Source organism: Rubripirellula reticaptiva, from assembly GCF_007860175.1.
Lineage (GTDB): Bacteria > Planctomycetota > Planctomycetia > Pirellulales > Pirellulaceae > Rubripirellula > Rubripirellula reticaptiva.
In genome coordinates this window covers 770,462-782,909 of sequence record NZ_SJPX01000004.1, presented here as the reverse complement: position 1 = coordinate 782,909, position 12,448 = coordinate 770,462, and the positions used below count along the sequence as shown (strand labels likewise).

11 protein-coding genes are annotated in these 12,448 nt (G+C 55.2%); 4 read left to right on the top strand and 7 right to left on the bottom strand.

From position 1 onward, the window contains the following. Nucleotides 1–86: 86 nt before the first annotated feature. The 3 genes from cimA to Poly59_RS20040 form a co-directional block, all read right to left on the bottom strand. A complete protein-coding gene (gene cimA / locus Poly59_RS20050; protein ID WP_146535859.1) occupies nucleotides 87–1,661 on the bottom strand; it encodes a citramalate synthase in 1,575 nt (524 codons plus the stop codon). Nucleotides 1,662–1,893: 232 nt separating this feature from the next. Next, entirely contained in the window at nucleotides 1,894–2,349 is a 456-nt protein-coding gene (locus Poly59_RS20045; protein WP_146535858.1) for an FKBP-type peptidyl-prolyl cis-trans isomerase, read from the bottom strand. 62 nt (nucleotides 2,350–2,411) lie between these two features. Further along, the gene (locus Poly59_RS20040; protein ID WP_146535857.1) at nucleotides 2,412–2,792 is read right to left on the bottom strand and encodes a hypothetical protein; all 381 of its coding nucleotides are present in this window, start codon (nucleotides 2,790–2,792) and stop codon (nucleotides 2,412–2,414) included. 101 nt (nucleotides 2,793–2,893) lie between these two features. On the opposite strand from Poly59_RS20040, the gene Poly59_RS20035 reads away from it, so the two are divergent. Together Poly59_RS20035 and Poly59_RS20030 are read left to right on the top strand one after the other, a co-directional pair. Beyond that, nucleotides 2,894–3,502, top strand: coding sequence for a hypothetical protein (locus Poly59_RS20035; RefSeq protein WP_146535856.1), 609 nt, complete (start codon nucleotides 2,894–2,896; stop codon nucleotides 3,500–3,502). Nucleotides 3,503–3,548: 46 nt separating this feature from the next. Beyond that, nucleotides 3,549–4,322, top strand: coding sequence for a class I SAM-dependent methyltransferase (locus tag Poly59_RS20030; RefSeq protein ID WP_146535855.1), 774 nt, complete (start codon nucleotides 3,549–3,551; stop codon nucleotides 4,320–4,322). A gap of 50 nt (nucleotides 4,323–4,372) precedes the next feature. Here the strand turns inward: Poly59_RS20030 and Poly59_RS20025 are convergent, their stop codons facing one another. Then, nucleotides 4,373–4,789 carry an OsmC family protein gene (locus Poly59_RS20025; protein ID WP_146535854.1) on the bottom strand — a complete coding sequence of 139 codons (417 nt, stop codon included), beginning with the start codon at nucleotides 4,787–4,789 and terminating at the stop codon, nucleotides 4,373–4,375. Continuing rightward, nucleotides 4,779–5,909, bottom strand: a complete 1,131-nt coding sequence (gene rlmN / locus Poly59_RS20020; RefSeq protein ID WP_186776433.1) for a 23S rRNA (adenine(2503)-C(2))-methyltransferase RlmN — start codon at nucleotides 5,907–5,909, stop codon at nucleotides 4,779–4,781. Before rlmN ends, Poly59_RS20025 begins: the two co-directional genes overlap by 11 nt. Before the next feature lie 40 nt (nucleotides 5,910–5,949). Between rlmN and Poly59_RS20015 the strand changes: the two genes are divergently transcribed. Together Poly59_RS20015 and Poly59_RS20010 are read left to right on the top strand one after the other, a co-directional pair. Continuing rightward, nucleotides 5,950–7,209, top strand: a complete 1,260-nt coding sequence (locus tag Poly59_RS20015; RefSeq protein WP_146535852.1) for a M20/M25/M40 family metallo-hydrolase — start codon at nucleotides 5,950–5,952, stop codon at nucleotides 7,207–7,209. After that, nucleotides 7,206–7,451, top strand: a complete 246-nt coding sequence (locus Poly59_RS20010) for a (2Fe-2S)-binding protein (protein WP_146536114.1) — start codon at nucleotides 7,206–7,208, stop codon at nucleotides 7,449–7,451. The genes Poly59_RS20015 and Poly59_RS20010 overlap by 4 nt, the downstream gene beginning before the upstream one ends. Nucleotides 7,452–7,551: 100 nt before the next feature. Here Poly59_RS20010 and Poly59_RS20005 read toward each other — a convergent pair whose 3' ends face one another. Continuing rightward, a complete protein-coding gene (locus Poly59_RS20005) occupies nucleotides 7,552–9,768 on the bottom strand; it encodes a hypothetical protein (protein ID WP_456238992.1) in 2,217 nt (738 codons plus the stop codon). Nucleotides 9,769–10,268: 500 nt separating this feature from the next. Further along, nucleotides 10,269–12,443 (bottom strand): Tex family protein, encoded by a 2,175-nt coding sequence (locus Poly59_RS20000; protein WP_146535851.1) that lies wholly within the window; start codon nucleotides 12,441–12,443, stop codon nucleotides 10,269–10,271. Nucleotides 12,444–12,448: the final 5 nt, after the last annotated feature.

The following is a 12,448-nucleotide window of genomic DNA, read 5'->3' as shown; positions in this document are numbered from 1 at the left end:
GATAGAGGATACTTCTGGCTCCCAGACTCCTGTCTGAGAACGATTCGGTTTGGCCGTAAAAATCAATCTGGGAAGTGCTAGAAACGTTACGTCTTATGCAGCTTGTACTCCACCGCATCGGTCAAAGCTTGCCAACTTGCTGCGATGATATTGTCGCTGACGCCAATCGTGCCCCATGTCTCGTTTTCGTCGCCGCTTTCAATATTCACTCGGATCGATGCCGCTGTTCCGGCGCCGGAATCAACAACCCGAACCTTGTAGTCGATCAATCGCATGTCGTGCAGACACGGGAATGCACCCGAGAGTGCCTTGCGTAGACCAGCGTCGAGCGCGTTGACTGGTCCATGCCCTTCGGCGGCGTCGAACCATAATTCGTCGCCGACTTTCAACTTGATGATCGCCTCGGCGAACACGCTCCCTTCGACCGAATCACGATCACCGGCCACGACACGATACTTGATCGGCGTAAAGTGCGGCGTAAAGGTGTCAGACACCTTTTTGATCAGCAAATCGAAGGATGCGCCAGCGTTTTCGAACTGATATCCCTTGTTCTCTAGCCGCACCACTTCGGCCAAGATTTTGTCCATCAAAACTCGGTCATTTTGAATGTTGTGCTCGGTCGCGACTGCCACAATATTGCTGCGACCGGACAACTCGCTGACCAAAATCCGACGTTCGTTGCCGACCAGTGCCGGGTCGATGTGCTCGTATGTCTTGGATGCTTTGTTGATTGCATGAACGTGCATGCCGCCTTTGTGCGCAAACGCACTTTGACCGACAAAGGGTTGTCCGCCACGCCATTGCAAATTGGCGGTCTCGTAGACATATCGACTCAGCTCGGTCAGATGCTTCATGTCGCGACCGCCCAGCACTCGGTAACCCTTTTTCTTCAGTGCCAAGTTGGCCATCACAGAAATCAAGTCTGCGTTGCCACAACGCTCGCCAATGCCGTTGATCGTGCCTTGCACTTGCGTGGCACCTGCGTCGACGGCCGCCAGCGAATTGGCAACCGCAAGCTCGCCGTCGTTGTGAGTGTGGATACCAATCTGAACGCCGTAGTCTTTCGTTCCCTCAATCGCCGCACGAGTAATCTCGGCAACCTGTTCAGGCAACGTTCCACCGTTGGTATCGCACAACACCATGTACTTTGCGCCTGCCGCCGCAGCGGCTCGCAACGTTTCAATTGCGTACTTAGGGTTAGCGTTGTAGCCGTCGAAAAAGTGTTCGGCATCGTAGATCACTTCAGCCCCACGGCCGAGAAATTCAGCGCTCTCGCCAATCATCGCCAGGTTTTCGTCCAGCGTCACGTTCAATACATCAGTCGCGTGATAGTCCCACGTCTTGCCAACCAAAGTGATGCAAGGTGTTTCTGCGGCAACCAAGGCCTTCATGCCGGGGTCGTCTGCAGCCTTCATCGAGCGACGCCGAGTCATTCCGAACGCGCACACTTTAGTATCACCAAGGTTGTCCTTGCGAATCTGTTGAAAGAAAGCCACGTCCTTCTCGTTCGACAACGGGTAGCCGCCCTCGATGAAGTCGATACCGATTTCTGCCAAGCGACGGGCGATGTTCAACTTGTCCTGCAACGAAAAACTGACGCCTTCGCCCTGCGAACCGTCGCGGAGGGTCGTGTCGTAGATCTGAATCGTTCGATCGGTCATGGTCGCAATCTGTTTTTGGCGAGACTGTTTTTGGCGAGACTTGGTGATGGAAAATCACGGGAAAAGCAGGAATACGAAAAAACCCCCGAACCCATGGAGGCCTCGGGGGTGAAACATGAAGTTCGTCGTAAAATGGCTCTTGAATCAGTGCCGAAAGCATAAGGACGCTGGTTTCGGTGTCAATCACGGTCTAAAGCAACGCCAGGCAGGTGAACACAAAGCCACTGCAGCATCAGCGAATTTCGTGCAGTTCGACTTTGAAGTGCAAAGTCGAATTGGGCGGAATTCCTGGTGTTCCACCCGGTCCATAGCCCAAGTTGGACGGTATTTCGAGCTCGATCATCCCACCCTTGCTGACATATTGCAGTCCCTCAGTCCAACCAGGGATCACTTGGGTCAGCAAGAACGTGGTCGACTCGTTGCGGTTGTAGGACGAATCGAAAATCTGGCCATTATCGAGCCAGCCTGAGTAATCGACCGTCACCCGGTTGGTTGCGATGGGCTTTTCGCCCGATCCCTTGCGCAAAATTCGATACTTCAGGCCTGAATCCGTCGTCGTGAATTCCGTTTCGGCATCCGCATCAACGGCGCTGGGACCACGTTTGGGGCCCGAACAGGAAACAGCCGTCAAGCATGCCAAAGCAGCTATCAGAAACGTGAACCGGTGAAAAGAAAAGAAGGTTTGCATCGGAGTAGTCGGTCTATTCGTATTGGGCAATCAAGTTTGGACAAACCGTATCTTAGCAACGATCAAGGCTGGTAGGGATTCCCGGTTTCGGGTCGTGCGAGGTCCGCGGTAATCGGTTCATGCGCTGCCGGTGCCCCCCGGCCAACCACAATCGCGGCAACGATGAAGCAAGTTGCGATCATGCTGAGAATCGCGGCACCAAGATTCATCCATCCGATGCCCATCGCCATCGACTCGGCCGTCAACATTTGCCCCATCATGATCGGCGATATCGCGGTAAGCACGGTAATGAACAGTTGCATTCCGAATCCGGTAATCGCATAGGTCTTCGCAGCGGACTGATCCTTCACCTTGCTCACAATGAAAACGACTACGCCTAAGGTAAAGACGAAGCCGAGGAGAGTTGCGATACTGTAGATCCACGCAAGGGCTTGATAGTTCACGGGGTTCTCCGCTGGTGATGTTCTTCGCGTTAGTGCCGAGGTTATCCTAGCACTGCTGCTGCCCCCGCGCAATTTTCTATTTTCCGACGGCAATTCGACGCATGTACTTGGCGACCGAGCTTCTCTTTTATTCCGGGCTAATCCTGATGCTGGCCGGACTGGCGTGGTTGCTGGTCATGTTTGTGTCGGGACACTTTGTTTTGGGACACTGGGGCCGATTGAAATGGCCACTCGTCATGATGGCGATGGGCTTTGCCGCGGTCGTCACACCAGCGATTTACACGCGGATCGGTGACGTCGATCTCGGCCCGCGTGTCAAATTGGTGCAAGGTGAAAAGCACATCACTTTGACGGGCTGGGATCGGGATAGCTATGCGATACTGGCTCAACATCCCGAAACGACAGTCCTGCAAATGGCGAACGCCGACGTCACCGACCAAACACTCGACTACATCGAGGGAATGGCCAACCTTCGCGAGCTCGATCTGAACGACTCGCAAGTCAGCGACGACGGACTCGACAAACTGGCGTTGCTGACCGGTTTAGAAGTGATCCGATTGCGAGCCACGAAAGTGACGGACGTGGGACTGGAACAGCATCTTTCACGATTGCCGAATCTCAAACGGCTTGACCTACGCGGAACCTCAGTGTCGGATGCCGCGATTGCAACCTGGAAACAGGCGGGCGAAGGCCGACGCGCACTCCAGTAATGTTGCCGATTCCTTAAACCTCAAAATTCGAATCCCTGCTTTCCCTATGGCAACCTGGTACGACCACCCGCAGTACTTTGACATGGTCTTCCGCGACGAAACGGATGCCGAGGTCGCGTTCTTTGAACAAGCATTCGACAAGTTTGCCGACGGTAAAGTCAAACGACTGCTCGAACCGGGCTGCGGCAGCGGCCGATTAGTCGTCGGGATGGCGGCCAAGGGCTATGACGTCACCGGACTGGACCTCAGCAAACCGATGCTGAAATACCTGCGCGACCGGATGAAGCGTCGAAAGTTGCCGGGCACCTACGTGCTTGGCGACATGACGGAAATGAATTTCGACGAGCCATTCGATGCAACGTTTTGCACATTCAACACCTTTCGTCACTTACTGGACGAAGCCGCTGCCGAAAAACACCTGCGCAGCGTCGCGGCCAACCTGCGAGTCGGTGGGATCTACATCTTGGGTTTTCACTTGATCCCGATGGATGCCGACCCCGAATGCACCGAGCGCTGGCGAGCCAGTCATGGCGGGACGAACGTCAGCGTCACACTGCGAGTGATGGATTTCGATCGCAAAAAACGCCAAGAACTGCTGCGAGTGTCCGTCAAAGCCGTCAAACGAAACGGCAAAGTCGAAAAGATCCGCAGCGAGTTTCCGCTACGCATTTACACGCCCACCCAGGCAAAAAAACTGCTCGCGAAGGTGTCCGACGTGCTGGCGATCGAGGGCATCTACGACTTCGACTACGAAATCGACGAACAACGCGAATTCGACAACGATCTTACCGACGCGGTGTTCGTGCTGAAGAGAATCTAAGAATCGCGATCTCGCTCGCCTCTCGTGGCAGTCGAACCCAAAGACCGAAACTACGCGTAAACAAAATCGATGGGTGCATCGATGTCGGTGTGCAGACTTTGGTGGACGGGACACTTCCGAGCAGCGGTTTCTAAACGCGTCCGCATCGCTTGGTCAATCAAAACACCCGCCGGAACGGTCACAACCGTCCGCAGCGAACCAATTCGGCGGACCGGATCAGCGACCATTTCCTTTTCGACGTGGACACGAGTTCCCGTCAGGTCAAGTTCGTGGCGCTGAGCCACCAAGCCTAGAATGGTCATCACACAACTGCCTAGCGCCGTGGCGACCAAATCGGTTGGTGAAAACGACGAACCCAGTCCGCCATTGTCCGTGGGCGCGTCGGTATGCAGCTTCATTCCGCTAGGACCGTGAACGGCGTCACAGCGAAGATTGCCCGCATACTCGATGTCGATTTCAACTGCCATGTTGCGTTCCTATGTTTTGCGTCTTGATAGAGTCTCGGTTGCGACGGAGTTGCCCGCACGCAGCATCAATTTCGCCACCCTTGCGTTGACGGAACTGAACATTCACGCCGCCGTTTTCAAGGATCGAGCGGAAATTATCGATCGCTCTCTTGGTTGGCGTTTTGTACGGTAGACCTTCGACCGGATTGTACGGAATCACATTCAACATCGCCGTTCGCTTGCGCAACAGCGAGGCCAGCTGCCGAGCCTCGTCGTCCGAGTCATTCAGGCCACCCAACAAAACGTATTCGAACGTCAAGCGGCGGCCACAGGATTCAAAGTAACGATCGGCCGCATCCAAAACCGCTTGCACGCCAATCTTTCGGTTGACCGGCACCAGTTGGTCACGCAGTTCATCGTTTGGCGCATGCAAACTGACCGCCAAGTTGTAGGGCACCTCGGCGCGAGCCAGTCGATCGATCGCAGGCGGCAATCCGACCGTGCTGATCGTGATTCGACGTGGGCTGATCGCCAACCCATCTTTGCTGCGAGCAACGTCCAATGCGCCAAGCACGTTGTTCAAGTTGGCAAGCGGTTCGCCCATGCCCATCATCACGATATGGCTGAGCCGTTCACCTTCATCGAGTCGGGCCTGCAAACGAAGCATCTGTTCCAGAATCTCGCCCATCGTCAAATTTCGATCGACGCCATCGAGCCCGCTGGCACAAAACACGCAGCCCATCGCACAACCAACCTGGCTGCTAACACAGATGCTGCGACGGACTCCGTCTCGCAGCAACACGCACTCGACTTCGCCACCATCGGGCAATCGAACCAGCAACTTGTCGGTCCCGTCGGATGACGTCACCAAAGCTGCTTCACCGGTCACCCAAATGCGAAATGCCTCGTCCAGTTTCTCTCGTAACGCTTTGGGCAGGTCGCTCATCTGCGAAAAATTGCTGACGCGGCGTTGAAACACCCAGTGGACAATCTGCTTGGCACGAAAGCCGGGCTGGCCGTTGCTGACCAACCAATCCTTCAATTCGTCAAGCGAAACGTCCAACAAGTGACGCCGAGGATCGGCCGGCTGGGCGGCCACAGGCTTAGCGGAAGCATTCGAATCGATGACGGGCAGGTTCACGAGAAATTTGGCGGTGTTGAGATAGCGGCGGGAAACGGTGATGATTGAGCAAGCAATTGTCACATCACCTGTTCTCACCGAGTGTAACGTGCCCAACCCAAAGAACGAAGCTGCGAAACCCAACGAAATCGACGCCCAGGCCGCTCTGGATCGATTTATGGCCATCACCCAGATCCCCGGCAAAAGCGGCCAAGAGGGGGCCGTTGCTGCTGCAATCGTCAAACGGTTGCAGGATGCTGGCGTCGATGCGTCGCAAATCCAGTTCGACGACGCCAACACGCGAACCAAACTACCCGGTGACTGTGGCAATCTGATTGTGACGCTTCCCGGCAACGGGGACGGCACCCGAACGCTGCTTTCCGCTCACATGGATACCGTTCCCATCTGCGTTGGCAGCCAACCGGTGATCGATGGAGACGAGGTCCGCAGCAGCGTCGCGACTGGCCTGGGAGCCGACGACCGTGCCGGTTGTAGTGCGATCATGACCGCGATCATCGAGCGAATGGCGCGTGGCGACGAAAACTTCCCGCCCGCGGTGATCAGTTTCTTGATTCAAGAAGAAATTGGTCTGCACGGCGCCAAGAACATCGACAAGGCCATCATCGGCAAAGTCGACCGCGCCTTCAATTTCGATGGCGGCTCGGTTGAGAAACTGACCATCGGCGCGATCGGCGGCGAGCGGATGTCCATCAAGCTGACTGGCATTCCATCGCACGCCGGAGTAGCACCTGAAAAGGGTGCTAGCACGATCGTGATGGCTGCCAGAGCGATCGCCGACCTGGACGCGCGCGGCTGGCTGGGCAAAGTCGTTCAAGATTGCGGCGTCGGCACGGCAAACGTTGGCCTGATTCAAGGCGGCGAAGCCACCAACGTGATCACCCCCGAAGTCACCTTGCGAGCCGAAGCACGAAGCCACGATTCCGAAATGCGAACTCGAATCGTTCGTGAAATCCGTGAAGCATTCGAACGGGCCGCCGCCGCCGTCACGACGGATGATGGACGTCCCGGCAGTGTCGAATTCGATTCCAACGTTGACTACGACTCATTCAAACTCGCCGACGATCATCCTTCGATCGAAGCCGCCATGGTTGCCGTGCGGCACTTTGGCCGCACGCCGTTCACAGAAGTTTCCAACGGTGGACTCGACGCAAACTGGTTATTCCTGCACGGCATCGAAGCGGTCACCTTGGGATGCGGACAAAGCAACATCCACACGGCTGACGAACGGTTGATGATTGCCGACTATTTAGACGCGTGCCGCATCGCAACGTGGCTGATCACCGACGGCGCAAGCGGATGAACAGTGAAGACCAAGAATTGTGCCTCTGCTTTCACGTCTCGCGGCGCAAAGTGATTCAGTACATTCGCGTCAACCGACCGACCGTGGCCAGCCAACTGTCGGATTGCTACGGCGCTGGCACGGGCTGTGGGTGGTGCCGACCGCTGCTGAAACGATTGATGGAAGAAGCCAATCCGGATACCGTCGAGATACCGGATGCGGCTACCTACGCGAAGGACCGCGAAGCGTATCGTAAGAAGTAAGCTGTACTATCCGACGGAAAAGCCTCGGCATCTTGCGACGCCGAGGCTTTCGTTTTTTCCAACGTCAACAAGACGCGGAGAATTGAGCTTTACTGGGAAACTAGTTGCAGTTGGTGCAACCAGCCCCCGTTTCCATCACAGCACCGTGGCTGTGGCTGCCTTCGCTGATGATCGATTCGCCAAACCCCGAACCGCCAAAGCTTTCGCTTTCGATGGCAGGGCCGGACGACATCATCGAACTGCCGTAGCTGTAAACCGGAACTTGAATCGTTTCGGTCACGGGTCGGCAAACGCGAACTTGGACGGTGCGACTTGCTTGAACCGGCACGCAAACGGTGTATGTTTCCGGAATCTGCTCGGTCACGTTGTCATAGACGGTGACGTTGTAGTTGCGGACGCGTTGCTCAGGAACACAAACCGTGAAGTTGACTTGGCGACTTCGAGTTTGAGTTTCGGTACGAGTGCGATTAACGGTACGAGTACGCGTTTCGGTCGTCATCGTCGTATGCGGAACCATGCGAGTGCGGGTTTCCAAACGAGAACGAGTAACGGGAACCATACGAGTACGTGTCTCGGTCGACATTGTCGTCACGGGAACCATACGCGAGCGAGTCTCGGTGCGGCACTTGGTGACTTGATACTGACGAGTCCGTGTTTCTTGACGAAAGCGTTGAACCGGAACCATGCGAGTTCGGCTTTCGGTGGTGAACTCGGTGTAAGGGATCGTACGAGTACGCGTTTCGGTACGAGTACGTGCGACCGGAACCATGCGACTGCGGGTTTCGGTGTTCATCGTCACTACAGGAACTTCGCGAGTACGAGTTTCCAAACGAGTCCGTGTCACTGGAACTTCGCGACTGCGAGTTTCGGTGCGGTACTTGGTCACGTTGTACTGGCGAGTGCGTTGTTCGGTTCGGCAGCGAGTGACCGGAATCGAACGACTGCGAGTTTCCGTGTTGTACTTCGTCACGTTGATCGTGCGAGTACGGATTTCGGTACGACAGCGAGTCACAGGAACCATACGAGTACGAGTTTCGCAGGTGTAGCTAGTCGTCGTGTAGGTGTAAGGCTCTTGCGACGTTTGCGTTTGGTAGGTCGTCACTGGAACTTGTTCGCAAACCAGGTTTGGAACGTAGACTTTGCGATAAACGATCGTCGGACAACAGGCATCGCCAACGACACCGCTTGCACAAGGATCGGCACATGGGTCAGCACAAGGATCAGCACAGCAATTGCTGCACCCACACCCCAGTCCGCTCAGCAATCCACCGATCAAACCACGCCCGCGCGACAAGCACGACTTGACGGGTGCGACGGGCGTTGCAGCGACTACCGTCGCAACACATTGATAGCTGCCCATGTCACGCGTGACGGTCTTCATCGTCGTTACAGGAACGCAATGCTTGATCGTTCGGTAAGCAGTGTGAGTTTGCGTCTCAGGAACTTGAACTTGGTAGTTCTGGGCCACATGCTCGGTGTAAGGAACTTGCACGCTATAGTTTTGCGAGACTTGTTCGGTGAAAGGAACCGTTACGGTGTAAGGTTGCTCGATCGTTTCGGTGTAAGGAACTTGAACGTCGTAGACTTGCGTCGCTGTTTCAGTGTAGGGAACTTGAACGCTGTAGGTTTGCGTCAAAGTTTCGGTGTAGGGAACGGAAACTTGATACGTTTCGGTTCGGCTTGAAGTTACCGGAACCTGAACCGTGTACGACTGCTCGATTTGATCGGTGTAAGGAACCGCAACGGTGTACGTTTCTTCGCGAGTCCGTCGAACCGGAATCTGAACGGTGTAGGCCTGTTCGACTTGTTCAGTGTACGGAACGCTGACGGTGTAGTCTTGCGTTTGCGTTTCAGTATAAGGAACGCTAACGGCGTAACTCTGTTCGACTTGTTCGGTGCGAGGTACTTGAACGGTGTACGTCTGAGCGACTTGTTCGGTGTAAGGCACCGAGACTTGATAGGGCTGAGCGACCTGAGTCGTCACGGGGACTTGAACCGTGTAGGGCACTTCTTCGGTGTACGGGACCGAAATCTGAACGTCGTAGTTCTCGGTACGAGTCTGAGTCGTAGGAACATTGACGGTGTAAGTTTGTTGGCGAGTTTCAACGCGGGCGACTCGTTTAGTAACCGTTCGCATGCGAGTGCGAGTTTCGCGTTGGTGCGTGGTGTACGGCACTTCGCGTGTTTCCGTCACGTACTGTGAACGTGTCACGGTTCGAGGTTCATAGCTAACCGTCGGTGCACAGGCATCGCCCGACACCACTGACGAACCACCCATCGATGAACCGTCGATGATCATTCCACTATCGGATGACATTCCGATGCCACCGCTACAGGCTCCGCTACCACCGAGGCAAGACGAACAGCCGCAGTCACCGGCGTATGACACACCAGCCGTCGTCAGCACCATCGCCGACGTCCATACAAACTTAACGATCCGATTCACAGTCAATTTCCCGTAGGCAGTGTTGATAAATTACGGGGCAAGGCAATGTATCGAAGACTGCAAAAACTGCACTCTCCGCAAGGTCTACCCACACGTCATCAAGATCCTAGACCACCGAAACCGCGAAACAGCCGTTCACCACTGAAAATCGAATCATTCCCCCTTCGGTGGTAGCGATTGTACCGTTGGTTCGATTTTTTCTGCAGCCGGCGTCAGCCCAGGAGCGCTCGGCAACCCCGAATCGAGGATCCATAAAAACCTCGAAAGAGTGAAAAGAAATCGCCTGCGTCGTGTAGCAAACCGCACGGACAATCCGCACAATCGGCATCACCACCAGGCGATGAATCAGATTCGTTAATTGTTTGACTCGACTAGAACTTGCGAGTCACTGCAATTCGTTTGCGAGCCATGTCCACCTCCATGACCTTCACCTTCACCACGTCGCCGACCGCAACCACGTCGCTGGGGTCACTGACGTACTTGTCAGCGAGTTGTGAAATATGAATCAGACCATCTTGATGAACGCCTAAATCGACGAAGGCGCCAAAGTGAGTCACGTTGGTGATCACACCTTCCAAGATCATCCCGTTCTTTAGATCCTTCATGTCGTTGACCTTGTCGTCAAACTTGACCGCACGGAACTCGCTGCGCGGATCGCGACCTGGCTTGGCAAGTTCACTGATGATGTCCGTGATGGTCGGGACACCGAAACGATCGTTGACAAAATCTTCGGGACGAATCTTTTGACTAAGCGTCGCGTTCCCAACCAGCGATTTTGCATCGGCGCCCAGTTTTTTAGCCATCGTCGATACGACCGAATAACACTCGGGGTGAACCGCCGATTCATCCAGTGGCTGGTCGCCGCCTCGAATCCGCAGAAATCCAGCCGCTTGCTCAAACGCTTTTTTGCCCAGCTTGGCGACCTTGGTCAATTCGCTGCGATTGCGGAACCGACCGTTGGCGTCACGGTACTCGACAATGTTCTCGGCAAGCTTGGGACCAATCCCGGCGACATGCGACAACAATGGGACGCTGGCCATGTTCAAATCAACGCCAACCTGGTTCACACACGATTCGACGGTCCGATCCAAACACTTTCGCAACTTCGTTTGGTTGACATCGTGTTGGTATTGCCCCACACCGATCGATTTCGGATCCGACTTGACCAGTTCCGCCAATGGATCTTGCAGCCGACGGGCGATGCTAATCGCGCCTCGTACCGTGATGTCCAAATCGGGAAACTCTTTGCCAGCAAGTTCGCTCGCCGAATAGATCGACGCGCCAGCTTCGCTGACCATGACCTTGGTGATTGGCAACTTGTTTTTCTTAATCACCTCACCCACAAAAGCATCAGTTTCTCGCGACGCAGTACCGTTGCCGATGGCGATCAATTCCACGCCATGCTTCTGGATCATTTCCATCAGCGTCTTCGACGCGCCCTCGGTGTCGTTCTTTGGCGCGGTCGGATAGATCGTGCGATTGGCCAAGTACTTGCCCGTCGCATCGATTACTGCGACCTTGCAACCGGTGCGAAATCCAGGATCAATTCCGATCGTGACACGGGGCCCCGCGGGCGCGGCCATCAATAGTTCTCGTAGGTTCTTGCCGAACACGTTGATCGCTTCCTCGTCGGCCTTTTCTTTCAGCGACTGCAGCACTGTGTTTCCCGTCGCCGGCAACAGCAAACGCGTGTAACAGTCTTCAGCCGCTTTCACCAGCGCGTCGTGGAATTCAAAGTCACGGTTGTGAATCAGCTTTGGCTTGACTCGGCGCAGCATATCGTCATCGTCCAAGGCAACGCCGACTTTCAACATGCCTTCGGCTTCGCCACGCAGCATCGCCAGCAAGCGGTGCGAGGGAATCCGTGACGCCGACTCTTGATGATCGGTGTACAGTTCAAACTTCTCGGCCGCAGCGTCTTTTTTGCCACGTTTGACTTGCGACGTGATTCGCCCATGCCTGCTTGCCTGGTCGTTCATCCAAGTCTTGATTTCAACATCTTCGGACCAAGCTTCGGCAACGATGTCCATCGCACCTTGCAACGCAGCCTCGGCATCCGGAACTTCCTTGGCCGCGTCGATGAACTTGGCAAGCACATCGTTTTTCGATTGGCCGATTTTCTTTTGGCTAAGCAACAGATCGGCTAGCGGTTGCAGGCCGCGTTCTTTTGCAATCGTGGCGCGCGTACGACGTTTGGGTTTGAACGGCAGATAGATAGCCTCGAGTGTCGTTAGGTCTTCGCAGGATTCAATTTGTTTGGACAGCGCCGCGGTCAACAATCCTAGACCGTCAATCGTGTTCAGCACGGTTGCCTTGCGTGCCGCTAGCGCCGTTGCTTTTTCCAACAAGTCCTCGATCGCTCGCAACGCGATCTCGTCCAGACCGCCGGTCACTTCTTTGCGATAGCGGGCGATGAACGGGATCGTGTTGCCGTCCTGCAGCAACTCGATCGCTGCGGCTACCTGTTTCGGGTTTGCCCCAATCTCGCTGGCGATCGCAGCGGTAACGGCGACCAAATTCATGTCGGCTGATTTCTTCGTGGCCATGGTGA

Bases quoted from the DNA above. Each gene is read 5' to 3' on its own strand.
- cimA (WP_146535859.1), bottom strand. From the start codon at position 1,661: ATGACCGATCGAACGATTCAGATCTACGACACGACCCTCCGCGACGGT.
- Poly59_RS20045 (WP_146535858.1), bottom strand. From the start codon at position 2,349: ATGCAAACCTTCTTTTCTTTTCACCGGTTCACGTTTCTGATAGCTGCT.
- Poly59_RS20035 (WP_146535856.1), top strand. From the start codon at position 2,894: ATGTACTTGGCGACCGAGCTTCTCTTTTATTCCGGGCTAATCCTGATG.
- Poly59_RS20030 (WP_146535855.1), top strand. From the start codon at position 3,549: ATGGCAACCTGGTACGACCACCCGCAGTACTTTGACATGGTCTTCCGC.
- Poly59_RS20025 (WP_146535854.1), bottom strand. From the start codon at position 4,789: ATGGCAGTTGAAATCGACATCGAGTATGCGGGCAATCTTCGCTGTGAC.
- Poly59_RS20015 (WP_146535852.1), top strand. From the start codon at position 5,950: ATGATTGAGCAAGCAATTGTCACATCACCTGTTCTCACCGAGTGTAAC.
- Poly59_RS20010 (WP_146536114.1), top strand. From the start codon at position 7,206: ATGAACAGTGAAGACCAAGAATTGTGCCTCTGCTTTCACGTCTCGCGG.
- Poly59_RS20005 (WP_456238992.1), bottom strand. From the start codon at position 9,768: ATGTCATCCGATAGTGGAATGATCATCGACGGTTCATCGATGGGTGGT.
- Poly59_RS20000 (WP_146535851.1), bottom strand. From the start codon at position 12,443: ATGGCCACGAAGAAATCAGCCGACATGAATTTGGTCGCCGTTACCGCT.